The sequence below is a fragment of the Paenibacillus sp. FSL R7-0272 genome (genome assembly GCF_037969905.1).
GTDB lineage: Bacteria > Bacillota > Bacilli > Paenibacillales > Paenibacillaceae > Paenibacillus > Paenibacillus polysaccharolyticus.
This window is the reverse complement of the sequence record NZ_CP150221.1, coordinates 5,290,069-5,316,657: the sequence shown is the minus strand read 5'-3', so window position 1 is coordinate 5,316,657 and position 26,589 is coordinate 5,290,069. Positions and strand designations below refer to the sequence as shown.

Sequence of the window (26,589 nt, the reverse complement as noted above, 5' to 3'; positions counted from 1 at the left end):
GAGCAAGCACATGAGCAAACTATACCGCTCAACGCGTGACCGAATGATGACCGGTCTAATCGGCGGCATATCCGAGGCAATTGGAATGGATTCTACGCTATTACGGATCATCTTCGTTATCAGTATCTTTGCAACCGGGGGCACGACGTTGTTAATCTACTTCATCGCCGCTCTCGTCGTACCCAAAGAGCCTTTCCCACCATATGATCCATATGGTTACGGCCCTGGTGCTGGCAGAGGTTATGGTGGTTATGACCATCAGCCTCCAAGAGATCCTTTTAACAGCAACCCTAATCAACCGGGTCCCGGCTTTGGCCCTGGTCCAGGATACAACAGCAGACCGCACTCCGGCCCGCGTTCCTATGACAACAACACTTATGGCGCAGGAAGCCAGCACGAAAGTGAACTGGATTCCATGATGAAAGATATTGAAAAGAAGGCACTGAAAAAAGAAGTTGAAGAGCTTCGCCAAAAATTATCTCGTTACGAGAAGGGAGAAAAGTAAAATGGGAGTATTTAAACGGATTAAGGATATGACGAAGGCATCTGTAAATGACATGTTGGATAAAGTGGAAGATCCGATTGTAATGTTGAACCAGTACTTGCGTGATATGGAGGCCGAAATTCATGAGGCTGAGGTGACGGTTGCTAAACAAATGGCTAACGAGCGCCGCATGAAGCAACGTCTGGATGAAGCAGAACGTACTTCGGTACAACGTGAGTCCCAAGCTGAAGCTGCTCTGTCGAATGGTCAGGAAGAAGTAGCACGCAAATTGCTGGAAGAGAAAATTTATTTTGATCAAAAAATTGAGGAATACCGCGAACTGCACGCTCAATCTGAAGCACAAGCGAAAGATCTGTTGCAACAGTTGCATGATATGAAAGATGAATTCTACAAAATGCGCAACAAACGTAATGAGCTTGTATCCCGTGCACAGATGGCTAAAGCTAAGAAACAAATGTCTTCGATCAACAGCTTGCATTCCATTGAGAGCGGAAGCGCATCCCTTGGATTCCACCGCATGGAAGAGAAAATCATGCAACTTGAAGCTGAGGCAGATGTAGCCCGTGCGCCATACCGCAATACTGGAGCTTCCTACACCAATCCGGTTGATCTGGAGAAACAATTCAAAGTAGATCAACAATTGCAGGCTCTGAAAAACAAAATGGGCAATGGTTCCAAGAACGAAGCGATCGATACTTCTAAAGAATAACTGTTCGCTTGCTGGACAATATGATATTCTATAGATCGTGTAGCCTATACGATTCGTAGAACAAAAGTTAAGCCATACAGGACTTCAGTGCCTGCTATGGCTTTTCCGTCGAATGAAGAAAATCCAGATCGTAGATGAACTTACAGAGGAGGTGCGGCAGAAATGAGTAAAAAAAGTCACTGGATTGCAGTCATTATTATTGTGGTTGGTTTTCTAATGCTCTTTAACCGGAATATGAACCTGTTGACGGCTGCCGCACTTATTCTGTTAACGGTTGGAATGCTTCAGATTCGAAAAGGAGAAACCAAAAAAGGGTACCGTTATCTTGGTGTTGGTGCAGCCCTGCTGCTACTAGATAACTTGATGATTGTCTTTATAATTGTACTCGCATCATTAGCTTATTTTTATTCCAAGAACAAAAGAATTCATCTACATGATGATGTCATGAAAAAACAAAATTTTATGGCCCGTTATTACTGGGATCAGTCCTCCTGGAGGCTGCGCAGTATGAGCCTATGGCATGCCATAGGCGAGGTCAATGCGGATCTGTCCCTCTCTATTCCTGAGGAGAAGCAAACGATTGTCCTGTTGCAAGGCGTTATGGGCAATGTACGTCTAACGCTGCCTGAGGATTACGGAGTTGAGATTGAGGCGTCGGTGCTATTTGGCCGAATTAATCTGTTAGGCGAGCAGGATAGCGGCATGATGAATCAATTGGTATGGAGAACTCCTGGATATGAATCCAGTGAATATAAAGTGAAATTTGTTATTTCGTATATTGTTGGCGACTTAAATATTCATAATCCGTAGTACTAAGAAATGGATGAAAAAAAGGAGGAGGTCCCGGATGAAGGATAGAAAACATACCGATATGGTTACCCGAAGTATGCGTGAAGGGATCCTCCTTGTTTTCATTGTGTTTGCTGTTATTTTATATGTATTGTATACATATGGTTATCTGGCTCCATTTGCAGGCTGGCGTCATCTGATTCAATCCGGGCTGGCTCTGTTGTTACTTCTGATCGGGATTGGGGCGGTATTTGGATTTTATCAGAGTTATAGGGTGAAAAGGCGGCTAGAATTGTTAACGGAAACCTTGTTGCAATGGGAAAAAGGATCACTCTCCCGTACGGTACCCGATCTCGGTCAGGATGATGTCGGCCGGCTTAGTGAACAACTGGGTCGCATCGGCAAAAAGTGGGAAGATCAGGTGTCTTCCCTCCAGCGGTTGTCCACGAACAATGCACAGCTGGCCGAACAGGCCAGAATTACAGCCATTGTAGAGGAGAGACAACGGCTTGCAAGGGAATTGCATGATGCGGTATCACAGCAGCTATTTGCGATCTCAATGACAGCAACGGCGGTAGGCCGGAAGATGGAGAAGGATTTTGAACGGGCACAGCGGCAGGTTGCTTTAATTGAAGAAATGGCTTCCGTGGCTCAGTCCGAGATGAGGGCTTTGTTGTTGCATCTGCGGCCAGTCTATCTGGAGGGAAAACAACTGGAGCAGGGATTGCGTGATCTGGTGATGGAACTCAAAACCAAAGTACCGATGGAGATCGTGCTGGAGATGGACGAGGATATTCATCTGGTCAAAGGAATCGAGAACCATTTATTCCGGATCGTGCAAGAAGCGATGTCGAATACGTTGCGTCATGCAAAAGCGGAGAAAATGGAGATCAGATTGCAACGCCGAATGGATGCGGTTCGTGTACTGATTCGAGACGACGGGCAGGGCTTCGATCTGGATGAACAGAAGCAGGCCTCCTATGGTTTGGCGAATATGCGTGAACGGGTTACGGAGATTGGGGGAGCTATCCAATTTGTGACGGCACCTGGCAAAGGAACACGGATTGAGATTACCATCCCTCTGATGAACGATGAAAGCGAGGTAGAACATGTCAATGGAACCGGAAGTCGAAACGGAGACGGAAACGTCGATCAGAGTGTTGCTCGTGGATGATCATGAGATGGTGCGTATAGGCCTTGCCGCGGTTCTTGATACGGAAGACGGCATTGAAGTGATCGGTGAAGCCGGAAGTGGAGAGGAAGGCATCAGGCTTGCACAGGAGTATAAGCCGGACGTTGTGCTGATGGACCTTGTCATGGAAGGTATGGATGGCATAGAAGCGACACGTCAGGTGCTCAAAATGAACCCGGAATGCAAAGTCATTGTGCTGACCAGTTATCTGGACGATGAGAAAATGTATCCGGTCATTGAAGCAGGAGCATTCAGCTATCTGCTGAAAACGTCCAGAGCCAATGAGGTAGCTGATGCGATTCGTGCTGCTGCCCGCGGGCAATCTGTTCTGGAGTCACAGGTAGCATCCAAGATGATGAATCGGTTCAGACAACCACAAGCGGCGGCACCTTTACATGAAGAACTGACCGATCGGGAGATGGATGTTCTGCGTTTGCTGGCCCAGGGCAAGTCCAATCAGGATATTGCGGACGAATTGATCATCGGTATTAAGACGGTTAAGTTCCATGTAACCAACCTGCTGGCGAAGCTGGATGTGGATGACCGGACACAGGCCGCGATTTATGCCTATAAGAATGGATTAGCCGAGTAAGTTGATACGATAGCCAGGTAGCCGCAAGGTATGTGTCTGGAATGGAAATAAACAAAATTTTGAAAAATTTTAGATGAAAGAATCAAGGTTGAATATAACGGAAAGCTCGTTCTGCCCTAACGTGGTGGATGAGCTTTTTTTGTATGCACCCATAGAGAGAGTCTCGTAAAAGGGTATAGGTCAAGCCGGAAGAGGGCATGCTGTTGATAGATTCATAGATTGGCGGAGCGAATGGGGGAATTCACTTGATAAAACGTTGGATGAATACAGGGGTCATTGCCATAGCCATTATAATTTTAATCGGAGTTACACAGGTATATGCAGCGAATGTAGAAGTAGAAACGAAAGGTTCTGGTACCGAAGTGGCAGAACTGGAGCAATTGTTACATACAGCAGATGCAGTTATCAAACATGCAGATCAATGGGTGATCAAATGGCAAGTCGCAGGCCACGGAGATGCTCGTATGCAAGCTATGAAGCTGGCAGCAGATCTGGGACTTGAAGCTCCCGTTCAGGATGTTCAAACCGGACATGAGGTCTATCGAAGCCAGGGAAAAGTTGGCGTTTCAGAATCCCCAATAGGGTTGTTGCTTAATGTGGCGAGTACAGAACAGGATGAATATTATGTGATCGTGCAGCTGGCAGGAAGAGCAAAACTGGATCGTCAGGCATTGCTTGCATTACATGGTCAGGTGGCAGAGGCAATGACTGAACACGACTTGAACGAAGCAAGCTGGAATATGTCCGTACAGGGCAAGTTAAGTGAGATGAATGAAGGGAATGACAAGCCAGCCACAATAGAGGTATTCAATATGGCTCAGGCTGGTGCGGAGAGAAAGGCCGGTGAACAGTTAGCGGCGCTGGAAGCGAAGCTCTCTCGTGAACTGGATATGATGGAAGTTGAGCGTTATGAAGATGGGGCTACAGCCAGTGTTTCGTATCAGGCGACAGCGTTACCGCTGGAGATTATGAGCGGCTCGCACCTATTAAATATGCAGCTTGCGGTACATCAAGTCAGTGGACAGAATGATGCACGTGTTACTGTCGGTTTTCCGGTGATCACGATTGAATATTAATTGATGGAGGTAATGATATTGTAGCTGATTCCCGGCAGGGGATATGCTAAAATATCATCACATCCAAGTTGGGACTTGCTGGTAATTGTTATTTGGTTTAATGAGATCGACTGAACTGAACACTATTACATAGCTCGGGAAGCGGATAAGAAGGTCTTCCCGGAGGAAAGAGGAGCCTATGGACAATAAACAGATGCAAAATGAAGTACAGACACCAGGTGCAGTGTTTTTCATTTTTGGAGCAACGGGAGATTTGGCCCGCCGGAAGTTGTTTCCGGCCATCTACAGTTTATACCGTGAAGGCAAGCTTGCTGATGACTTTGCGGTTATTGGCATAGCCAGGCGTCCGAGGTCACAGGAACAGTTCCGGGATGATCTCCTGGAATCTATCCAGGAGTTCTGCCGTTACCGGGCAGGGGATTCGCAGGAGTGGAACGCTTTTGCCGAGCATTTTGAATACAAATCACTGGACATCAACAACGTGGACGGGTTCCGGGAACTGCGGGAGCAGACCGAACAGCTGGAATCCAAATTCAAAACAACGGGAAATCGGCTGTTCTATCTGGCACTGGCGCCTGAGTTGTTTGGCAGTGTGTCGTACAGTTTGAGAGATGGCGGCATGCTGGAGGGCAGTGGATGGAATCGTCTGGTGATTGAGAAGCCGTTCGGATATGATCTGCCATCGGCCGAGAAGCTGAATGAACAGATCCGCGAGGTGTTCAAGGAAGAGGAAATTTATCGGATTGACCACTATTTGGGCAAGGAAATGGTGCAAAATATTGAAGTGATTCGCTTCGGGAACGCCTTCTTCGAACCGCTCTGGAACAATAAACACATCGCCAATGTTCAGATTACACTAGGTGAGACAGTTGGTGTAGAGGAGCGTGGAGGATATTATGACCACTCCGGTGCACTCCGTGATATGGGTCAGAATCATATGTTGCAGATGCTGACGATGATTGCGATGGAACCGCCAAGCCGTCTGTTCCCGGAGGATATCCGGGATGAAAAGGTGAAGGTGCTTCGTTCGTTGCGTGAGTTTACGTCGGATGAAGATGTGCGTAACAACGTGGTACGTGCCCAGTATTCAGAAGGAGAGTCCCGAGGCAAACCGCTTCCGGGCTACCGTCAGGAAGACAAGGTTGATCCGGAGTCCAATACGGAGACGTATTTTGCAGCACGCGTATTCGTTGATAACTTTCGCTGGGCTGGTGTGCCGTTTTACATTCGGACAGGCAAACGTCTGCCGGTGAAAACTACGGAAATTGTGGTTGAGTTCAAATCGATGCCGAACAACGTATACCTCGGTAAAAAATATAAGCTGGAGCCGAATCTGCTCGTGATTCGGGTAAATCCGATGGAAGGCATTTATATTAAAATTAATGCCAAAAAGCCGGGCTCGGATTCCGAGATTCAGCCCCTGGCGATGGACTTTTGTCAGAGCTGCATGATCGGAATCAACTCGCCCGAAGCTTATGAGCGCCTGCTGCATGATGCAGCAGAAGGCGATTCTACATACTTCACCCGCTGGGATGAGGTGGCGACCGCATGGTCTTTTGTCGACCGAATCGCGGCTGCTTGGGGCCGTAATCAGGGTGAATTGCACACATATCCCGCAGGAACGTGGGGCCCGGAGGAGACAGCGAAGCTGCTGGAGCAGGATGGTTTCCACTGGTGGCCGGTGAATGGGCAGGATGAGGATAGCGTCATTTGGCATGTGAATGGTTAAGCTCATGAGGGAATCGACCATAAAGGAATTTAAAGGTTATTAAGGGATAACACGAATGTTCAGGTGGTTTCCCATCGGAATGCTCTGTGTAACTCCCTTTAGTTCAACTATCTGTGTTAAAAGAGGGCTTTGGAAGATCGCATGAGAGATGCGGTCTTTCAGGCTTTTTTCTGTTGATAGTGAATCGAAGTCACGGACATAGAAGTAGATCCAAAGAGGTTCCACCAAAAGGAAATAAATAATTTAAATTAAGTTGTTGACAAAAAGTAAGTGAATAACTTATACTCAACACATGAGTTAAAGAGTTAAGCAAAAGACCTGCTGCGTTCGGTCAAAAAAATGATATATAAATCCGACGCAGAGGAACATTCATGAGATAAAAGGTAAACCAGTTGAAGGGGTTTGCGGGCAGACAGTATCATGAAAAAATTTTCGCATAATATCTTTAATCTAAGAATACTATTTTGTATATATCGAATGGAGGAAAAGAAAATGATGTTGGATGTAGGGTTGTTGTTGATTCGTTTGGTGATTGGTTTGTCGTTCATGGCGCACGGGGCACAGAAGCTGTTTGGATGGTTCGGGGGTTACGGCATCAAAGGTACAGGCGGTTGGTTTGAATCGATGGGCATGAAACCTGGTGCACTCGTTGCTTTGCTGGCAGGACTTGCAGAGTTCGGCGGCGGATTATTGCTGGCGCTGGGTCTGCTGACACCGGTAGGTGGCATCCTGATCGCACTGACCATGGTGATTGCCATCGTTAAAGTACATGGTGCTAACGGTTACTGGTCTACACAGAACGGATTCGAGTATAACCTCGCCATCCTTGTGGTGGGCGTAGCTCTGGCTCTGACAGGCGGGGGGCAATATGCGCTGGATGCACTGATTTTCTAAAATCGAATGATCTGTAGGACATGAGAGGAACCTGGATGCCAGTTACATGGCGGAAGGGTTCTTTTTTTGCGAAGAAAAGTGTTGAATTGGTGGAACGTAATCGGTTATTTTCGGTGCAGATTATGGTACAATAGGAGAGTTGAATTGAGAACGAGGGAAAAAGCATGAATGGAAGCACTGATCTGAAAGGATGAACTCCATTGTAAATGTGTAAAATGAATTTATCGTGTACCTCTGATGATGAGGATGACATGCGAGTTTATAATCAACCGGCTTAGCCGGGTGGCATAAAGTTTTAGAGTTTACAACTACGTTTGAAAGTTTACCGAGTGAATCTATGGACGACCGGCACTGACCGGATTAACGTGAATGAACGGATGAAAGGGATAGACGCTATGAGCAAAGCTGCAAATAACATTCTTCAAAAGGAAGTGGACAAACGTCGCACGTTTGCCATTATCTCTCACCCCGATGCGGGTAAAACGACATTGACCGAGAAACTACTGTTGTTCGGGGGCGCGATTCGCCTTGCGGGAACAGTTAAAGCCCGGAAAGCAAGCAAACACGCGACAAGTGACTGGATGGAAATCGAGAAACAGCGGGGGATCTCGGTTACGTCCTCTGTCATGCAGTTCGATTATCTGGATCATCGGGTTAACATTTTGGATACTCCAGGTCACCAAGACTTCAGTGAGGACACGTATCGTACACTGACAGCTGCCGACAGCGCGGTGATGTTGATTGACGTGGCAAAAGGTGTCGAGGCACAGACGATCAAATTGTTCCAGGTATGTGCGAAGCGTGGCATTCCGATCTTTACGTTTATCAACAAACTGGACCGTGAGGGACAAAGTCCGTTTGACCTGATGGAAGAACTGGAAAACGTATTGGGTATTCGCTCCGTCCCTATGAACTGGCCGATTGGTACAGGCCGTGATCTGTGCGGTGTGTACGACCGGATGAAAAATCAGGTGGAGCTGTTCCAAGGCGACGATCATTCGACGATCAAAGTGCAAAAAGTCGATGGATACAAAGATCCGATTATCCGCGAGATGGCGGGTGAGTACCTGCATGATCAGCTATGTCAGGAGCTAGAGCTTTTGGATGTAGCAGGTGACCCATTTGATATGGAAAAGGTGCAGAAGGGTGAACTGACACCGATTTTCTTCGGTAGTGCCATCAACAATTTTGGTGTGCAGACGTTCCTTGAGAATTTCCTGGAGCTGGCTCCGAAGCCAGAACCGCGCCGCAGTACCGCAGGCGAAATTGAACCAACGAATGAAAAGTTCACGGGTTATGTATTCAAAATTCAGGCGAACATGAACCCTGCGCACCGCGACCGGATCGCGTTCTTGCGGATTGTGTCAGGTAAGTTCGAGCGCGGCATGAGCGTGAAGCATAATCGTGTAGGCAAAGAAATTAAGCTGTCCCAACCGCAGCAATTTCTGGCACAGGATCGGGATATCGTCGAAGAGGCTTATGCTGGCGACATCATCGGTCTGTTCGATCCGGGTATCTTCCGGATTGGAGATTCGCTCAGTCAGGGTAGTGAAGTCGTATTTGATGAATTGCCAACGTTCTCGCCAGAGATTTTTGCCAAAGTAACGGTTAAAAATGCCCTGAAACACAAACAGTATCAAAAAGGGATCGATCAGCTTACGGAGGAAGGTACCATTCAGGTGTTTAACACGGTGAGCTTTGATGAGACCATTCTGGGCGTAGTCGGTCAGCTCCAGTTCGAGGTATTCGAATACCGGATGAAGGGTGAATATGGGGTAGATGTGCAGTTGCAACGGATGCAGTATCAGTTTGCCCGCTGGATCGTGGACGAGAACTTAGACCCGAGCAAATTCCGGATTAACTCTGCCCTGGTAAAAGATAAAAAAGGAAACTATGTTGTACTCTTCGAGAATGAGTATGCGATGAGAACGGCGATCGATAAAAATCCGACAGCGAAGTTCCTTGAAACTGCGCCTTAATGTTATCTTGATATAATGAAATCCCTCCGCCGGGTGGTGGAGGGATTTTTTTGCTTTACCCTTACCGATCTCGGCGGGATTGATCCTGCCGGGTTAGGGGAGCTTTTTTTGCAGACAGAACAAACGGTTTGATGGTTCCCTTCACCCGTCAGTGCTTCAATTATCGAAGCGGTTGTACGGGAATGGTGTGCAGATGCTCCTGCGCGATCTGAATCAGTTCCTCCTGCTTGGCAGGCTCTGTGTTCTTCCAGATCATCTCGAAAATGGCGCCAAGTCCAGGCAACGCTGCTTCGGGTCCGTCTACTGAACCTTCGATCATCTCCCGGAGCTGGTCATCACTTTTGTCATGAACCTTATGAACAATCGCTTCACGCAGGCTTAATGTAATGGGCATCGCAATTCCCTCCTCGGTTTATTCGGCTGCTGTATTACTGTTCCCTGTGGAGGGTGAGCGCATTCAAGTTTTTCCGTCTTTGTGGTATACTACGAAGGATTATTTACATTGGCATCGTACCAGAACTGGTGCGTCTTGCCGTAATGCAGCGGGAGGTTAAATACCCTGATGGCGAAGAAACAATATGCTGTAATCGGTATGGGACGATTCGGATCAAGTATAGCGAATGCGCTGAGCGGCATGGGATTTGACGTGCTGGCGATTGATGCGAACGAGCAGCGGACGCAGGAGATGTCCAATGTGGTAACCCATGCAGTATCGGCAGACTCAACGGATGAAGAAGCGCTGCGAGCGCTGGGGATACGTAATTTTGACGTTGTTGTTGTAGCGATTGGTGAAGATATACAGGCGAGTATTTTGACTACTTTGATATTGAAGGATATGGGTGTGCCCGTGCTGATTGTAAAAGCTCAAAATGAATTACATGGCAAGGTGTTGCAGAAGATTGGTGCGGACAAAGTCATTTACCCGGAACGGGATATGGGTCTGCGTGTAGCGCATCACTTAACATCCCCTAACATTCTGGACTATATTGAATTATCCGAGGACTACAGCATTTTGGAGATCAGAGCATCCGAGCAGATGATTGGCAAAAACCTGCTGGAGCTGAACATTCGGGCACGTTTCGGCTGTAACGTCATGGCCATTAAAAGCGGAGGTTCAATGAACATCTCCCCTTATGCCGAGGATCGGATTGCAGATGGAGATGTGCTGGTTATTGTGGGGCACAAGGATCATCTGACGAAGCTTGAGCTGGCCTATCCGAAGTGATTAAGGAATAATAGTGAACCCGCAAACGGGAAGGATGGAACGATGGATATTGTATCACCGCAAAATACACGTGTAAAAGAGTGGGCACAGTTGCTGGAGAAAAAGCATCGAACCCGTCAACATAAATATATAATCGAAGGCATTCATCTCGTACAGGAAGCGCTGGGTGCCGGAGCTGATCTGGAGTGTATCGTGTACGACGGTGAGCAGGGAGTGCCTATAGAGCTGGCTGGATTGGAAAATCCATTGAAGCGAGTCGAGTGGGTCAGTGTGTCTCCTGCCGTGATTGCCAAATGTACGGATACGATGACGCCTCAGCCGGTATTTGCAATCGTGCGAAAAAGCAAAGAGCCACTGCAAAGTCTGATTGCAGAGCCGCAAGGGTTGGTGGTTGTGCTGGACAATGTGCAAGATCCCGGAAATGTGGGCACGATCATTCGCAGTGCGGATGCTGCCGGAGCGGCAGGTGTCGTTCTTGGCGCTGGTTGTGCGGATGTGTACAATCCGAAGACGATTCGTTCAACGATGGGCTCTTTGTTCCATTTGCCGATTGTGGAGGGAGAATTGCAGTCGTTGCTTCCTGAGGCAAAAGCCGCAGGTGTGAGGCTGGTTAGCACCTCTTTGCAGGCAGAGTATTCGTGTTACAGTTATGATTTTACCCAGCCGGTGTGGCTTGTCATTGGCAATGAAGGCAAGGGAATCTCGGACACCACGGCACAGCTCGTAGATGACGCAATTACGATTCCGATGCAAGGACAAGCGGAGTCGCTTAACGCCGCGATGGCAGCAACGATATTGTTGTTTGAAGCGATGCGGCAGCGGATGGGTTGAAATAGTACCTACCCTTATTATCCACCCCTATTACCTCCAACAATTGAATGGAGACTGGAAAAAGTGAGGGTTTTCCCTGAGCAAATTCCAGTCTTTTTGGTGATGATGTGAAGCATTGAACGACCTATTCCACCTTCAATATGAAGTGTCTGGAATAGGTTTTATTTTTATTCAGGATTGAATTCACCAAATTAAATCGAACGATATCATAGACCAAAACCAATATATAGTATCAGCAGAAAGGGGGATGGGAATGAGTGAAGAGAATGAGTACATAACATTGGTGAAACTGACCTTGGCTGGAGACCATGAAGCTTATGGAGAGTTATATGAGAAGACGGTAACGGATGTGTATCGTACGGTTCGTTTTCTAGTGCATGATGCGGCGGATGCCGAGGATCTGGTGCAGGAGATTTATATTCAGGCTTATCGATCCCTGGCACGATATGATACTGGACGTGCTTTTCGGCCATGGTTAATGGGGGTTAGCATGCGACAGGTCAAGAGTTATCGACGCAGGAAAATGATGCAGTTTCGCTTCAAGCAACGGATTGAACAGATGGATACCGATACGGGCATGGAAGTAGATTTCTCGTCCCAACTAATCTATAGATTGGCCAATCGTCCCTTACTGGCGCAAGTACAGCGTCTGCCTTACAAGTTGCAGCAGGTGGTTACATTACACTATTTGAACGAGTATACCCAGGAAGAAGTCGCTGACATTTTAGATATCCCGCTGGGGACGGTCAAATCTCGAATCCATGCGGCACTTACCAAGCTGAGACAGCAGCAGCAACTGCACTCCGAATTTGCGAGAAAGGTGGACAATGCCAATGAAATTGGATGAACAGTTACGGTCGGCATATCAGGAGGAAACGAAAGATTGGATTATCTCGGATCGTGTCAAACATAACGTACTCCATGACGTTCGAAAAAAATCGTCTCCCCTAACTCGCGGCAGAAAATGGTGGGTTACTGCATTGCTCGCGGCCGTACTTATTATCCCTACAGGAGCTTACGCAGGGTATACCTATCTGGCTGACAGTATATACAGCTCGCCACATAACATCACTGCCTTAGGAGGCACTGTAGCGGATTATGAGCGATTGGAAGCAAAGCTGCAACAGGCACAGGCTCATTTTACGGAAAGTGAATTCGTATTATATATGGGACTGCTCAAACAATTTGCACAGATGGCATTGACCCATGCTGATGCCCAGGGGAAAATGAATCCGGATAGCTGGAGCTGGGAGGAGCAGGAAAAGTACAAGCAGATCACGGCAAAGTTGCAGCCCTTTTTTAATAAAATGGAAGGGTTAGAGAATAATTCGTCAACAGCTATACCTGTTTCACCGAGACTTATGGACGAGGATGAATTTTGGGCGGAACAGTTTACCAAGGCAGAAAAGTCATTTACGAAGGAAGAATATGCCGATTTTAGATCCTTATATGAACAGATGAAGACGTACAAAACGACAGTGGAAGACACGGACAGAAGCTATCACATGGATCGGTTATCCAATGAACAGCGGGCTGAGCTGGATCAATTAACAGAACGTATGAGTATGTATTTGGAAAAGATCGGGCTGCATGTGCGCTGATTATGCTAGCTATTCTTTTTCCGTCCGTCCCATCTAATGGCTACCTCTCATCCTCAACCGATATTGGTGTGGTGTGGTGCCGGTGGTTTTACGAAATACTTTGCAAAAATAAGAGGGGCTAGACATGCCGACACGGTGGCCGATCTCTGGAACGGATAAAGATGTACGACCGAGCAGTACGCAGGCTTGACGAATACGGGTGGCCTGAGCATATGCAATAATGCTGGTGCCGGTCGCCTTTTTAAACACATGGGACAGGTGATAGGGAGATAGATGCAACTCACTCGCAATGTGTTCTAAACGAAAAGGTTCCGCGTAGTGTTGCTCAATCCATTGCATGGTTGCTTGGGCGTGGGGATCGATGATTTCTGAATGACCTGTTGGTTGGTTTGACAAATACTGATCCGGGAGACGGGCTGTTGTGCTCCAGATGTGACGTAGTTGCGTAAGTACATCCAGTACAAAAAGACAAGCATCTTCAGCAAGCTCATGAGGTAATAACTCAGGGTATTGTTCTCCGAAATGTTCCATTCGCTGAATGAGTAGTGAATCGGGCAGGAGAAAGATCGGTTGAATAGAACGCTGCTCGTTGAGAAGGTGCTCGGTAAAATGATGAGTGGTTATGAAGTGTGGCCAATATGCGTGTAGTAACTCTAACTCTACCATAAGCACCGTGCGTACAAATGGGTGTGCTTCGGATACCTGAATTTGCACATGGTGCATCTGAAAGGGGCGGAAAATCATAAGTGTACCCGGTTCAAGTGGAAATACCTTTCCCTCGGTAATCAACTGCCCGTAACCGTCATGAATATAAGTTAATTCCAGTTGTGAATGAGCATGAAAAACCTCACGAAAGGTTGCACGGGATGTACGGCGGCATACCAGGCTGAATTGTCTATCACTTATATGTGGCATAGAAATCAGATGACCTCCCTTACCATCGCAAGATAGTTATATTTTATCACAGAATACATGCATAAAAGCGCTCTATTCTGAGGTATTGTGAAGAAACTAAGGGAGGGATAAAGTGATGATTAATGTAGCTATTATTGGTGCGGGTGCGATTAGTAGTGCGCATATCTCTGCGTATATGAAGTTCCCGGAGCGGTGCCGGATTATGGCAGTAGTCGATGTGTATATGGAAAAAGCGCAAAAACGAATTGAAGAATACGGACTACACGATGCTGTGGCAGTAGCGGATTATCATGAACTACTTCAAAACGATATTGATCTTGTATCGATCTGTACACCTCCATATACTCATGCTTCCATCGCGTGTGATTTCATGAAGGCAGGCAAGCATGTATTAGTTGAAAAACCGATGGCTTCTTCATTGGAGGAAGCGGACCAGATGCTGAAAGTAGCGCATGATAGCGGCACACTGCTGTCGGTTATTGCCCAGAATCGATTTACCACTCCCATGATGAAGCTTAAAAGTGTACTGGATAGCCGGCATATGGGGCCGATTCTCCATGTTCAAGTGGACTCCTACTGGTGGCGGGGACATTCCTATTATGATCTGTGGTGGCGCGGGACCTGGGAAAAAGAGGGCGGCGGCTGTACGCTTAATCATGCGGTACATCATATAGATGCCATGCTCTGGATGATGGGGGCGCCCATCGAAGTGCAGGCTATGATGGCCAATACGGCGCATGATAATGCCGAGGTGGAGGACATATCTATGGCGATGCTACGCTTCAGCCAGGGAGCAGTGGGCATGATTACAAGTTCCGTGGTACATCACGGAGAGGAGCAGCAGTTGATTTTTCAAGGAAAAGAAGCCCGCGTGTCCGTTCCCTGGAAAGTGGTCGCATCCACTTCGCAAAGTCATGGATTCCCCGAACCTAATCCGGATCTCGAACGGCAGCTTCAGCAGCAGTATGATGCATTGCCGGAAATTATTCATTCAGGCCACGCCGGACAGGTTGAGAATGTGTTGGATGCTATAGAGTATGGGACATCGCTAGTTGTTGATGGAAAGAGCGGACGGAATACACTGGAGTTAATTGTTGGGATATATAAGTCTGCAAGTACGGGGGAGAAGGTGGTTTTTCCAATACCATCGGACGATACATTTTATTCCAGAGAAAGTATGATGCGGCATGTGGTTCACTTTTACGAGAAGAAGTCGTCTGTTGAAAATTTTGAGGATATAGGTATTACGCTTGGACGCCGATTGGATGAAGAGTAAACACAGATAAGATAGCGTTCGATAAGTAGTACCTCAATAAGCAACAAAAAATAAAAATGAGAAAGATGGCACTTTATCTATGATAAAGTGTGTTTTTTTAATAAAAATTAAAATAAGATGGTGAACATTAACATAGAGTTTTGGCAATGATGAACTGAATCCCGATCAACAGGGCAGATGAAGTGGAAGAAAAATGTGGAGTGGGAAAAAAAGAATTCTATAGCATGAAAATATTGTTAGTTTGTAATTTATATGATACCCTTTTCAATAGATTAGAACCAAAGTATTAGGTCTTTGGAATTAAAACAGAGGAGGAGAAAGAGTATCGTGAAGAAGTGGGGAAGTTTATTTTTATCAGGAGTTTTGTTATTTGGAAGTATGGGCACAGCAGTTCAGGCTGAATCTGTAACCGACGCAGTGTATGATCGTGGCGGGAAAGCAACTGTTGCCGTAAAAACGTTCAAAGATCTAAAAGGGAATTGGGCTCAGGAAGTCGTTGAAAAATGGGCTGACAGAGGGATCGTACAAGGAAATAAACAAGATTTTTTCTTACCTAAGGGAGAAATCACACGTGCCGAGTGGGCAACTATGATTAATCGTGTTTTCCAGTATGAACAAGTTGGTCATTCAACTTTTACCGATGTATCCCAATCTGATTGGTATGCTCAAGATGTCGCTAAAGGCGTTCAAGCAGGATATATTCAAGGCTACAAGGACGGTTCTTTCCACCCCAATGCTACACTAACAAGGCAGGAGGCAGCAACCGTAGTATCACGAATTTTAAACTTGCAGGGTAGTGGAGAGACAAGTTTTACAGATCAGAAGGATATTCAAAGTTGGAGTAAAGAGGCCGTAAGTGCTGCTGCCGAGAAGCAGATCGTCGTAGGCTATAGCAATGGTAGTTTTAAACCGAATAGTGCAGTCACCAGAGCGGAAGCAGTACAGATTCTAGACAGGGCTTTTAGTACATATGGAAGCTGGTACGGACAAGAAGGCCAGTATGGTTCGAAGGACAAGAAAGAAGAAATCCAAGGAAACGTAGTCATCGGCGCTTCGGGTGTCACTCTTCAGAATATGACTATTACAGGTGATCTGATCATCAGCAAAGCTGTTGGTCAAGGTGATGTATTCCTCAAGAACGTAACCGTTCAAGGAAAAACTTACGTATATGGCGGTGGAGAGAACAGTGTACATCTGGAAGATTCTGTTCTGCTGACGGTTATTGTCAACAAAAAAGATGGCACTGTTCGTCTGGTAGCTTCGGGAAAAACACAAGTACATGAGATGACCATTCAAACTTCTGCTAACATTGAATCTAATGGGACTGCAAAAATCGATAAGCTCAAGCTCTCCGAAGCACTTCCCGAAAAATCCAGAGTATATCTTAAAGGGAATTTTGATACCGTAGATGTGGAAGCTAAGAGTATAAATATTCAAGTTCCTTCTGGAACGGTCACTGAGCTGAATTTTGCTGATTCGGCCGAGGGAACCGAAGTTCAGATTAGTAAGGAAGCAAAAGTAATAACAGCTATCCTTAATGCAGCCGTTAAAATGTTTGGGACAGGTACCGTGGAACAGGCTACAGTCAACGCTGTAGGTGTGACTATGGAAAAGGCACCAAACAAAGTGAACTTAGGTTCTTCGGTACCTTCAGATACAACCGTACAAATTGACGGTACGAGCAAGCCTGTCAGTTCGATTCCAACTTCAAATGCACCCTCTGTAAGCAATGGATCATCTTCAGGTTCAACTGGTGGAACGGGTAACTCAAACTCTGGAAGTCCAACCCCAGGAACCCCGAATCCGGGAAATGGAGGTTCTACCCCATCACCAAGCGGTCAATATGGCAGCTATGAGGGAGGTTCCTTTTTTATACTAGGAACAGAGGAGCAAGCGATTACAGTAACGGAGTCAGTATATGTGTACAGTCCTAGGAGTGGTTTTGTTTATGCTACTACTCAGAATATTGATGGCAAAAATCTTATTCTTCTCGATGAAGCAGTAAAAGCTGGAGCAGCTATTAAATTCCCTATCGTGGCAAATGAAAGAACAGAAGTTCCAACAGCTGAGCTAATTAATCACTATGGCGGATTAAGAGTTTTTGTGTTGGATGCAATGAATAATAGTTCTCAAGTTAGTTATTACAATGTCATGGATGGTCCCGATAAACCTTTGGTTCAGAAGTCAACAAGTATGAGTGGAAGCTGGGTTTCCATTCGGGAATCTTATTCCATTAGTTTTAATCGGATGATTATGGAGTCTGAACTAGGAAAATTAAGAGATTATATTCTCGTTTCTACAGGGTCCCAAACACCCAATTTTGTTCCTCTTGATCCAGAGGACCAGGTCTCCATCAAATACAACAGAATTGAGATCAAACCCAAGAAGGAAGTTCTGGGAAAAAATACCTACTTCAAGGTATTAGAAGGCGCGGTTTCTACTACGGATAGTGTTTATAAAAATCAAGTTTATACCACATCGAAGTTTGTTTCATTTACTCGGCCTGTATTCGTAGATCATCCAACTGAATGGAGAATACAGGAGCCTGTTGGCACTGTGATTAAATTTACTTTAGACTATGGTGGGGATCCGGTTTACTTCGTTTACGAAGATACGTATGGTACTATAGCCAATTTTGAAAAAGAAGTCAGAGATGGTCATGGATTGAAATTAGAAATTCCACAAGATATAGAAGGAAAGGTTTTTGAATTCGATACCAAGGATTTACAGCCAGGAAAATATCGGTTCTATATGAATAGTGCATACACGATTTATGTAACTTTGAAATAACCATAATACAAGAAACGGAGGGATGAATTCCCTTCGTTTTTTTATTTAAATGTGTGAAACTGCGATAAAATATGATGAATGACCATTGTCGTGCATGGTCCTGTAGAACAGAACCATAACGGTTACAACCACTTGTCCGCCCATCGCTCGACAGCGCTTAACGCGCGCCCGAGTTCGCTTCCTTTGCGGGACAACATATATTCAGTCCGAACAGGACGTTCAGTAACGACATGCCGCACGACCAATCCCTCTTCTTCCAATTCCTTCATACGTTCATTCAATACACGTTTGCTCAGATCGGGAATATAAGCATGAATTTCACTGAAGCGTTTGGGTTCTTCCATCAACGCATGGATAATTAAAGCTACCCATTTTCGGCCAATGATCTGATAAGATTGTTCCACTTTTGAGCACATCTGTTTGGCATTCTCATCATCGTTCATAACTGTACTCCTTTGGTTTAGTATCCCTTGTACTATACTTAGTATACTTATTGTAACCTTCTTGTCCACAGGTCTTATGTATAAAATGTCACAATCCAATTGCTATTAAACTTACCACATAAAGCGTTAACATTCAACAAAACCCCTGTAAACACTGGAGTTCACAGGTTAGACACGAATGTTGACGAATTGTGACGACAGGTGTAATATGGGTAACGTTAATTCTAAAGGTTACAATTTATAACCTGATCAAAGTTGATTAAGGTTGTGGAGAGAAGGAATGTTCCCATGGTTGATTGAGGCAACGGTAATAAACGGAGGCAAGGCGGGCGAGGTGCCCACTTATTCCGTCTTTTGTCATGCTTGGATTTGACCATTTTGCAACATCATATACTATACTGCACAGATCATAGGAGGCACTCCAATGGATGCAATGACATTTGTCCTGTTCGGGGCAACAGGCGATTTAGCCAAGCGTAAAATTTACCCTGCATTATACAATCTGTACGTAGATCAGAAAATGCCGAAGGCATTCTCCGTCATCGGTTTGGGCCGTCGTGAACTATCGGATGCAGACTTCCAAGCGAATGTGGAAAAGTCACTACAGGAATTCTCCCGTCAGAAGCCGGAGGAGGCATCACAGGTACGCGATTTCATCGGAGCTTTCCGTTATTGTTCGCTGAACAATACGAAGCTTGAAGATTACACCCGGTTGCTTCAGCTGGTGCAAGAGCGTGAACAAGAATTGAATATCCCGGAAAACCGCATGTTCTATATGTCGGTTGCACCTGAATTTTTCGAGCCAATCGCACTGAATATTCAAGAAAGCGGCCTGGGTAACACAAAAGGCTGGAAGAAACTGATCATCGAAAAACCATTTGGACATGATTTGCAGTCTGCTCGTGAGCTGAATGAGAAGCTGAGCAATACCTTTGCGGAAGAAGAAATTTATCGGATCGACCACTTCCTAGGAAAACCAATGGTGCAGAACATCGAAACACTGACGTATGCCAACCCGGTGATTCAAGCACTTTGGTCTAACCGTTACATTGCGAACGTACAGATCACAGCCAGTGAAACCGTAGGTGTTGAGGAACGTGCTGCGTATTATGACCAAAGTGGTGCGCTCCGCGACATGTTCCAGAATCACATGCTTCAACTGCTGATGATGATTGCACTGCATCTGCCGAAACGTTGCACACCGCAAGAAATTCAGTATAAAAAGAAAAAAATCGCTGAGTCTTTGCGGCCTTTGACTAAAGAAAATGTGACTTCTGAAGTGGTTCGTGCCCAATATGGTGCAGGCGAGCTTCAAGGTTCCGCAGTTGTGGGTTATCTGGACGAGCCTGGTATTCCTGCAAACTCACAGAATGAAACATATGTAGCCGCAAGACTGTGGTTGGATGATCCGTTCTGGGACGAGGTTCCATTTTATATCCGCACAGGTAAACGCATGGCTGAGAAATCAACCCGAATCGTCGTTGAATTCAAGGCGCCGCTCAAAACAGGACATGAGTCTGAAAACACGATGGCTCCAAACCTGTTGACGCTGGAAATTGGTCCTGGCGAAAGTATCTCTCTTCAATTAAATGCGAAGAACCCACTGAACCATGGTGAGGTAGAACCGATGCATATGACCTTTAACTCAGGAGAACGTAAAGTTCCTGAAGCGTACGAGAACTTGATCTTTGACGCGATGCGTGGAGATTCTACTTTCTTTGCACACTGGAACGAAGTTGAACTGGCATGGCAGTGGGTACAACCGATTCAGGAAGCCTTTGCGGCAGGTACTATTCCACTGGATACGTACAGTGCAGGTTCGAATGGACCTGAATCAGCCGATCGCCTGACTGCGGAGAATGGATTCCGTTGGTGGTAAGAGAGGAAACATTCCTCAACTATTTTTAAATAATTCATCGCTAAAAATTATACCGTTCCAATTTTGCATAAGACCTTCTGACTAATTCAGCCAGAAGGCCGCAAACATTTTATATATAGATGGCAGAAGCATCACGCCTTAAGAACACATCATCATGGACCACGTAGTGGAGGGGACGGAATCGATTCTGCAGAAACGAAGTGTTCGCCTTTGTAGTCCAATTTTACCCGTACAGCTAGGAAATTATAAAAATTGGAATACAACAGCGATCGAAAGAACGATCCGTAACCGGAACGGTTGGTGGGCAAAAGCGGAATGTGTTCTGTATCCTGATTCTACTCAAAACATTCGCAAAACAGGAGGATTTTATCATGAAACTTGGACTTATCGGACTCGGAAAAATGGGCTTGAACCTGGGCAGAAACCTGATTGATCACAAACACGAAGTGGTTGCCTTTGACCTGAATGCAGAAGCGGTTAATGAAATGAAAGAATACGGCGCTCAAGGCGTGTCTTCATACAAAGAAATGGTTGAATCCTTGGAATCTCCGCGCGTGCTGTGGATCATGGTTCCTCATAACGTTGTAGATGCAGTGCTGGCTGAAGTGAGCCCGCTACTGTCCAAAGGGGATATCATCATCGAAGCAGGGAACTCTCACTACAAAGAGTCCATCCGTCGTTATGAGCAGCTGAAACCACAAGGCATTCATTACATGGATGCAGGAACTTCAGGCGGTATGGAAGGTGCGCGTAACGGTGCATGTTACATGATCGGTGGAGATCCAGAAGCTTGGGCGATCGTTGAGCCGGCTTTCAAAGACACTTCCGTAGAAAACGGTTATCTGTATGCAGGTAAAGCAGGTAGTGGTCACTTCCTCAAAATGGTGCACAACGGAATTGAGTACGGTATGATGGCTTCCATCGGTGAAGGCTTCGACGTATTGGAGAAAAGCGGATTTGACTTCGACTTCGAACAAGTTGCGCGTGTATGGAACAACGGTTCCGTTATCCGTTCTTGGCTGATGGAATTGACAGAGCGTGCGTTCTCCAAAGATGCTAACCTGGATGAAATCAAAGGGGTTATGCACTCTTCCGGCGAAGGCCGCTGGACCGTTGAAACGGCATTTGACCTTCAAACGGCTACACCGGTTATCGCCCTGTCCTTGCTGATGCGTTACCGTTCCCTGGAAACCGATACGTTCACGGGTAAAGTCGTTGCAGCATTGCGTAACGAATTCGGTGGACATGCGGTGGAAAAAAACTAATCTGTTCATTAGAACAAACCTAAAGATTCCTTATTTGTAAAAAGTAAACCTTTCGCCTGTGCAGATGACATATCTGTTACGGGCGGAAGGTTTTTTTGCGCCTGGAGTAGCCTGATGTGCACATCCTACGGATTCGCCGATCAGGCCACTCCGTCGCGCATTGCAGCGTGCTGTCCTTCTTTTTCAGGACAACATCGCATATGGATAACATATAAGCCTATGGCTCATCCCGCAGGGGAGGGACGCTCCGATGATGCGAAAGAGATGGCGAAGCCGAAGACGGCGCTCTAAGCCGCCAAGCGGTAAGCGGAAAGTATGGTTAATTGCTTTGCTCGTAGCTATATTTTGTTTGATGCAGGGCTTTGCATACGTGGACAAAAAGATGAAGCCGCCCATTATGCATCTGGCCAAGATCAGGGTGAAGCAGATTGCAACCGAGGCGATTAATAAAGCGATTACGGCTCAGGTTGCTGAAGGCAAGACAACGGAAGGTCTGATTGATTGGAAAACCGATACGGCGGGCAAAGTTTCAGGTTTCATGCTGAACTATAACGAACATATGCGCATCACGGCAAGTACGATGAATGTCGTGCAGTCTACCCTTCAGAACGTGCATATGTTAAAAGAAAAAATACCGCTGGGTCAGGCGCTGGGCAGCCCGGTTATGGCTTCCTTTGGCCCAAGCATCCCCGTTCGTATTGAACCTCAGGGGGCTGTGAAGGTTGACCTGAACACCCGTCAGCAGAATGCAGGTATTAACATGATTCTGGTCGAGGTATACATCCACATTATTGCCGAGGTTGCTGTTGTAGTTCCTTTTGACATGGAACCCGAGACCGTAGATACCGAAATCCCGATCTCATATTTACTTGTTGTGGGTGATGTACCAATGTATTATTACGATAATCAGGGCAGGCCTGTCGGAAGCAACGGTAGTAATGCTCCCGCAATTGCCTTGCCTTCAGGGCAGGCAGGCGTATCTAACGGCGGTAACGGTCACACGGGAAGTGGAAGTGGTACGAACAGTGGTAATGGCAATGGAAACGGCGCGCGCAATAGTGGTGAGACACCAGGTAATCAGCCACAGATTCCAAATCCGCAGCAAGCGCCGGGAAACAATACACAGTCAAACGGGCTGGAACTTGAACTGGACCCGCCTGATCTGAACGGGAGTTTTCAGTCCGGACAAAATGGGCATTAGGCGCGAAGCGCTGGATTGCTTGCTCTCAGGCAATATTCCATCAAGCTTAACCCTAGAAAGAGAAAGGGGAACCTCTCGTCAATCGTAGAGGTTCCCCTTTTTGAGCGCGTATTTAACAAGGTGTATGCTGTCCGCCTTTACTTGCTCTTCTTGTTTCTCTGGCTTCGTTCTTCCTGTTCCCAGTGTCTGAGTAACGGATAGGGATCGAAAGACCATTCATGCAGACCGCTGTCCCGGTAAATGCCGTAATGAAGATGCGGGGGGAACTTGCCTTGAGTTCCCGGCTTGCCGTAGCCAGAGCTGCCAACCCAGCCTACAACCTGCCCGGGAGTGACCACATCACCGATCCGAACTCCTTTATCAAAGCCGGACAAGTGAGCGTAATAATGATAGTGGTTGTTCAAATCCCGGATACCAATCCGCCATCCACCGAATGGATTCCAACCCTTGATCTCCACAATGCCGTAACATGTACTGCGAACAGGCAGACCATGTGGAGCAAAGATATCTGTACCTTCATGAATGCGATATCCACCCCAACTTCGTTTGGTTCCCCATGTGCTGCGATAGGAATAATTGGTACCCAAAGGAACGGGAAAGGCATGTCCGAATAGATCCAGATTGTCAAAATGCTCATATAATTTCGCAAATTGCTGAATTCGCTGCACGGCTCTTGAATTGTGATAGTACTCCCACAGGCCTATGCCAAAGTCCTCCTGTTTATTTCCGTATTGCTGCATGATTGACGCCATGCTGTAGAGTACATCCAAATCGTTGTTGGAGTCCGCAATCCCGTCTCCTGAACCATCTCTGCCTTTTCCATTGAAAAAAAGAATCGATTGCGGATGCTGGTCTGTCTCATCCGGGTTCAGCCAGCCTCTCCAAGCCGGAGACGTCAAGAAAATACCAGTCAAACGTTCAGGGTGTTTACGATCTTTGGGATGTGCTCGTGTAATCGTTCGTTCATACTGATCAATGGCGGCCAGCCTGTACCATGGAATTTGGGTCATCTGACCAATACTTTCATACAGATGTCGACGTGCGGCAAAAATGTCGGTTGCTTTGCTCTCTGCAGCTTGGGGTTGGGTCATTGTTGTATGGACAGACTCACCGTAAACATCAGCAGGCAGGAATGGGAGAAGCATCGCGCCTGCGAGTAACGTTTTGATGCAAAAGCTGTACGTATTTCGGAGTATCCACTGATGTTGCACAGGGAAGCAGCCCCTTTCCGTTAAGATGATGCACTTATGCCCGATAAATCAAGCTATATCTTAGCGTTCTTCAAACGTTCTGTTTTTATCCATTTCGTTGTGTAAGCACAAGATGTGACAAATGGGGGTTTTTCCAAGCCTTTCATGGTATAATATGTTCCGAGCAACAGCCTAACTTCAGTAGAAAGAAGGTTTATGCATTGGCTAAACGTGTTAAAGAACCGAAACCGGACTGGATTCGGATCAAATTGACAACCGGAGATAACTACCAGGAAATTAAAAACATGATGCGTTCCAAAACATTGCATACCGTATGTGAGGAAGCACGTTGTCCGAATATTTATGAATGCTGGGCGAATCGAACAGCGACTTTTATGATTTTGGGCGATATTTGCACAAGAGCATGCCGATTTTGTGCGGTCAATACCGGTTTGCCTACGGAACTCGATTTACAGGAACCGGAACGTGTAGCCGAAGCAGCTGAACAAATGAACCTGCAACATTGTGTCATTACAAGTGTGGCCCGGGATGATTTGAAGGACGGAGGAGCAACCATTTTTGCCGAAACGGTAAAAGCTGTACGCAAGCGTCTGCCACTGTGTAGTGTGGAAGTGCTTATTCCGGATTTTATGGGTGATCGGGATTCACTGCAGATCGTTATGGATGCTAAACCGGACATCTTGAACCATAACATCGAAACCGTTGAACGGTTGTCAGACAAGGTGCGTGCCAAAGCCAAGTATAAACGTTCACTGGAATTGCTCGCTCGTGCCAAAGAGATGCAACCTAACATCCCAACGAAATCGAGTATTATGCTCGGTGTAGGTGAAGAATATAACGAAATTTTGGCAACGATGGATGATCTTCGTGCGGTGAACTGTGACATTATGACGATTGGTCAGTACTTACAGCCATCCGAGAAACATCTGTTTGTTGAGAAGTATTATCCGCCTGAAGAATTTGCAACATTGAAACAAGAAGGATTGAAGCGTGGATTCAGTCACGTCGAATCCGGTCCGATGGTACGCAGTTCTTATCATGCCCATGAACAGGTAAAATCAGCGAATCAGCATACGGAACAGGCGGCAACACACGCGTGATGGAGGAATCCGGATTGGAACAGAATAAAAACACGGAAGAACAGCTGGAGAACGAGCAACAGAACGAGCAACAGCTGCAGGAAACGGAACAGGAGTCTGTACAGGAGCAGGAAAAGCCTAAGGCACCCGTCATTGTTCAAGTCGGCGGTAAAAATTATGAAATTGTACAGAACCACAAGCAGGGTTGGAACCCTGAAGTGTTCCGTGACCGGTACAGCGAAGTGCTGGAGCGTTACGACTATATTATTGGTGACTGGGGTTATAGCCAGCTTAGACTCAAAGGCTTTTATCGAGACAATCACCCCAAAGCAACGAAGGATTCAACCATCTCTTATCTTGTGGATTACATTAACGAGTACTGTAACTTTGGCTGTGCATACTTCGTACTGCAGAAGTGCAAAGAGCAGCCACAAGCCAAAGCAAAAAGCGGTTCCTGAGAAGGACCGCTTTTTTGATGCGTATACATAAACTTTTGGCTGGTCAGACATGTTGCCTAATCAAGAAAGGCTGTGCGAACCCGGTTCCAGAACGGATATGGGCGAAAACGCGCAAAACTGACCTTCTGCTCCGAGACCTGGCAACGAACGGAGATCAGATCCTCCACCATTACATTGACATGATCAATGGTTAGCAACAGACGCTGATCTTTACGTGAGAAAATGTCACAATGGTGGTGCTTGGGCAAAATGACAGGTGAACCGAGCGTCCGGTAGACACGGTTGTTAATGGATGCAATCTCAGCAATCTGAATAGCTTCAATCGTTGGATGTACCATGGCTCCGCCGAGTGCTTTATTGTACGCCGTACTACCTGAAGGAGTGGAAACACAGATCCCGTCCCCCCGGAACATCTCAAATGTAACGTCGTTGATGTCCACTTGTGCTACGACGGTACCATCTACCCCTTTTAACGTGAATTCATTCAGGGCGATGTACGAGGCGTTACCTGATTTCTTACGAATCTCCAGTTCGAGCAATGGATACTTCACAATACGAGGTTTAAGGAGATCGGGATCCCCTTTACCGCTCATAAGTCGAACCAATTCCCTTAATTCTTCCTTCTTCCAATCGGCATAGAAGCCGAGGTGGCCCGTATGAACCCCAACAAAAGCAATATCCGGAATGCGGTCGATGAAATTGTGAAAAGCTTGAAGCATCGTTCCATCGCCTCCGATGGAGATGACAATCTCCGGCGATTCTGCATCCAGCTTGAATCCTTCTTCCTTCGCCAGCGCATGAAACTGCTGACTGAGATCAATCGATAACTGGTCTCCGCGGTCTTGAACATAGTATCTCAAGATGAAAGCTCCTTTGTGGTCATTATACTACCGATGATAATCAATTCCGCGCCAGAACACAACGTCCGATTCAACTTCTGGGCAAACTAT

Annotated in this window: 25 protein-coding genes; 20 read left to right on the top strand and 5 right to left on the bottom strand. The window is 46.4% G+C overall.

Annotated features, from left to right (window positions below; genetic code table 11):
* Nucleotides 1-10: 10 nt before the first annotated feature.
* The 9 genes from MKY23_RS23450 (at nucleotide 11) to MKY23_RS23410 (ending at nucleotide 9,465) form a co-directional block, all read left to right on the top strand.
* Entirely contained in the window at nucleotides 11-505 is a 495-nt protein-coding gene (locus tag MKY23_RS23450) for a PspC domain-containing protein (RefSeq protein WP_154891096.1), read from the top strand.
* Between the two features lies 1 nt (nucleotide 506).
* Nucleotides 507-1,214, top strand: coding sequence for a PspA/IM30 family protein (locus MKY23_RS23445; protein ID WP_090919700.1), 708 nt, complete (start codon nucleotides 507-509; stop codon nucleotides 1,212-1,214).
* A 162-nt stretch (nucleotides 1,215-1,376) separates the two neighbouring features.
* Complete coding sequence (gene liaF / locus MKY23_RS23440) at nucleotides 1,377-2,024, top strand: cell wall-active antibiotics response protein LiaF (RefSeq protein WP_339832582.1); 648 nt, start codon at nucleotides 1,377-1,379, stop codon at nucleotides 2,022-2,024.
* A gap of 37 nt (nucleotides 2,025-2,061) precedes the next feature.
* A complete protein-coding gene (locus MKY23_RS23435; RefSeq protein ID WP_090919694.1) occupies nucleotides 2,062-3,177 on the top strand; it encodes a sensor histidine kinase in 1,116 nt (371 codons plus the stop codon).
* Complete coding sequence (locus tag MKY23_RS23430) at nucleotides 3,119-3,787, top strand: response regulator transcription factor (RefSeq protein WP_090919691.1); 669 nt, start codon at nucleotides 3,119-3,121, stop codon at nucleotides 3,785-3,787. Before MKY23_RS23435 ends, MKY23_RS23430 begins: the two co-directional genes overlap by 59 nt.
* 245 nt (nucleotides 3,788-4,032) lie before the next feature.
* Nucleotides 4,033-4,863 carry a YwmB family TATA-box binding protein gene (locus MKY23_RS23425; RefSeq protein ID WP_339832576.1) on the top strand — a complete coding sequence of 277 codons (831 nt, stop codon included), beginning with the start codon at nucleotides 4,033-4,035 and terminating at the stop codon, nucleotides 4,861-4,863.
* 178 nt (nucleotides 4,864-5,041) lie between these two features.
* A complete protein-coding gene (gene zwf, locus MKY23_RS23420) occupies nucleotides 5,042-6,592 on the top strand; it encodes a glucose-6-phosphate dehydrogenase (RefSeq protein WP_339832573.1) in 1,551 nt (516 codons plus the stop codon).
* Between the two features lie 495 nt (nucleotides 6,593-7,087).
* Complete coding sequence (locus tag MKY23_RS23415) at nucleotides 7,088-7,486, top strand: DoxX family protein (RefSeq protein ID WP_053783291.1); 399 nt, start codon at nucleotides 7,088-7,090, stop codon at nucleotides 7,484-7,486.
* A gap of 395 nt (nucleotides 7,487-7,881) precedes the next feature.
* Complete coding sequence (locus tag MKY23_RS23410) at nucleotides 7,882-9,465, top strand: peptide chain release factor 3 (RefSeq protein WP_090919682.1); 1,584 nt, start codon at nucleotides 7,882-7,884, stop codon at nucleotides 9,463-9,465.
* Between the two features lie 160 nt (nucleotides 9,466-9,625).
* On the opposite strand, the gene sspI is transcribed toward MKY23_RS23410, so the two are convergent.
* Nucleotides 9,626-9,859: a small acid-soluble spore protein SspI gene (sspI, locus tag MKY23_RS23405; protein WP_036673259.1), complete on the bottom strand. Its 234-nt coding sequence runs from the start codon at nucleotides 9,857-9,859 to the stop codon at nucleotides 9,626-9,628.
* A 168-nt stretch (nucleotides 9,860-10,027) separates the two neighbouring features.
* Here sspI and MKY23_RS23400 point away from each other — a divergent pair, with 168 nt between their 5' ends.
* The 4 genes from MKY23_RS23400 to MKY23_RS23385 all read left to right on the top strand — a co-directional run bounded on the left by MKY23_RS23400 (nucleotide 10,028) and on the right by MKY23_RS23385 (nucleotide 13,122).
* Nucleotides 10,028-10,690 carry a TrkA family potassium uptake protein gene (locus MKY23_RS23400; RefSeq protein WP_090919680.1) on the top strand — a complete coding sequence of 221 codons (663 nt, stop codon included), beginning with the start codon at nucleotides 10,028-10,030 and terminating at the stop codon, nucleotides 10,688-10,690.
* A 42-nt stretch (nucleotides 10,691-10,732) separates the two neighbouring features.
* Nucleotides 10,733-11,521, top strand: coding sequence for an RNA methyltransferase (locus MKY23_RS23395; RefSeq protein ID WP_339832568.1), 789 nt, complete (start codon nucleotides 10,733-10,735; stop codon nucleotides 11,519-11,521).
* Nucleotides 11,522-11,774: 253 nt separating this feature from the next.
* Nucleotides 11,775-12,368: a sigma-70 family RNA polymerase sigma factor gene (locus tag MKY23_RS23390; protein WP_339832566.1), complete on the top strand. Its 594-nt coding sequence runs from the start codon at nucleotides 11,775-11,777 to the stop codon at nucleotides 12,366-12,368.
* A complete protein-coding gene (locus MKY23_RS23385; RefSeq protein ID WP_339832564.1) occupies nucleotides 12,355-13,122 on the top strand; it encodes a DUF3600 domain-containing protein in 768 nt (255 codons plus the stop codon). Before MKY23_RS23390 ends, MKY23_RS23385 begins: the two co-directional genes overlap by 14 nt.
* A gap of 33 nt (nucleotides 13,123-13,155) precedes the next feature.
* On the opposite strand, the gene MKY23_RS23380 is transcribed toward MKY23_RS23385, so the two are convergent.
* Nucleotides 13,156-14,037, bottom strand: coding sequence for an AraC family transcriptional regulator (locus MKY23_RS23380; protein WP_339832562.1), 882 nt, complete (start codon nucleotides 14,035-14,037; stop codon nucleotides 13,156-13,158).
* Between the two features lie 115 nt (nucleotides 14,038-14,152).
* On the opposite strand from MKY23_RS23380, the gene MKY23_RS23375 reads away from it, so the two are divergent.
* Both MKY23_RS23375 and MKY23_RS23370 read left to right on the top strand, forming a co-directional pair.
* A complete protein-coding gene (locus tag MKY23_RS23375) occupies nucleotides 14,153-15,313 on the top strand; it encodes a Gfo/Idh/MocA family oxidoreductase (RefSeq protein ID WP_339832560.1) in 1,161 nt (386 codons plus the stop codon).
* Nucleotides 15,314-15,640: 327 nt separating this feature from the next.
* Complete coding sequence (locus MKY23_RS23370) at nucleotides 15,641-18,103, top strand: S-layer homology domain-containing protein (protein WP_339832558.1); 2,463 nt, start codon at nucleotides 15,641-15,643, stop codon at nucleotides 18,101-18,103.
* 122 nt (nucleotides 18,104-18,225) lie between these two features.
* Here MKY23_RS23370 and MKY23_RS23365 read toward each other — a convergent pair whose 3' ends face one another.
* Nucleotides 18,226-18,546, bottom strand: coding sequence for a helix-turn-helix domain-containing protein (locus MKY23_RS23365; protein ID WP_154959706.1), 321 nt, complete (start codon nucleotides 18,544-18,546; stop codon nucleotides 18,226-18,228).
* A 424-nt stretch (nucleotides 18,547-18,970) separates the two neighbouring features.
* Here MKY23_RS23365 and zwf (MKY23_RS23360) point away from each other — a divergent pair, with 424 nt between their 5' ends.
* The 3 genes from zwf (MKY23_RS23360) to yunB all read left to right on the top strand — a co-directional run bounded on the left by zwf (MKY23_RS23360) (nucleotide 18,971) and on the right by yunB (nucleotide 22,891).
* Nucleotides 18,971-20,425: a glucose-6-phosphate dehydrogenase gene (zwf, locus tag MKY23_RS23360; RefSeq protein ID WP_154891087.1), complete on the top strand. Its 1,455-nt coding sequence runs from the start codon at nucleotides 18,971-18,973 to the stop codon at nucleotides 20,423-20,425.
* 371 nt (nucleotides 20,426-20,796) lie between these two features.
* On the top strand, nucleotides 20,797-21,690 hold the full coding sequence (gene gnd / locus MKY23_RS23355; protein ID WP_090919660.1) for a phosphogluconate dehydrogenase (NAD(+)-dependent, decarboxylating): 894 nt from the start codon (nucleotides 20,797-20,799) through the stop codon (nucleotides 21,688-21,690).
* A gap of 250 nt (nucleotides 21,691-21,940) precedes the next feature.
* Nucleotides 21,941-22,891, top strand: coding sequence for a sporulation protein YunB (gene yunB / locus MKY23_RS23350; RefSeq protein WP_154891086.1), 951 nt, complete (start codon nucleotides 21,941-21,943; stop codon nucleotides 22,889-22,891).
* 137 nt (nucleotides 22,892-23,028) lie between these two features.
* On the opposite strand, the gene MKY23_RS23345 is transcribed toward yunB, so the two are convergent.
* Nucleotides 23,029-24,102 (bottom strand): M23 family metallopeptidase, encoded by a 1,074-nt coding sequence (locus tag MKY23_RS23345; RefSeq protein WP_338119214.1) that lies wholly within the window; start codon nucleotides 24,100-24,102, stop codon nucleotides 23,029-23,031.
* Nucleotides 24,103-24,302: 200 nt separating this feature from the next.
* On the opposite strand from MKY23_RS23345, the gene lipA reads away from it, so the two are divergent.
* Together lipA and MKY23_RS23335 are read left to right on the top strand one after the other, a co-directional pair.
* The gene (gene lipA / locus MKY23_RS23340; RefSeq protein WP_090919653.1) at nucleotides 24,303-25,202 is read left to right on the top strand and encodes a lipoyl synthase; all 900 of its coding nucleotides are present in this window, start codon (nucleotides 24,303-24,305) and stop codon (nucleotides 25,200-25,202) included.
* A 14-nt stretch (nucleotides 25,203-25,216) separates the two neighbouring features.
* Nucleotides 25,217-25,639: a YutD family protein gene (locus tag MKY23_RS23335; protein WP_244159298.1), complete on the top strand. Its 423-nt coding sequence runs from the start codon at nucleotides 25,217-25,219 to the stop codon at nucleotides 25,637-25,639.
* 56 nt (nucleotides 25,640-25,695) lie between these two features.
* Here the strand turns inward: MKY23_RS23335 and MKY23_RS23330 are convergent, their stop codons facing one another.
* Nucleotides 25,696-26,499, bottom strand: a complete 804-nt coding sequence (locus tag MKY23_RS23330) for an NAD kinase (RefSeq protein WP_090919650.1) — start codon at nucleotides 26,497-26,499, stop codon at nucleotides 25,696-25,698.
* Nucleotides 26,500-26,589: the final 90 nt, after the last annotated feature.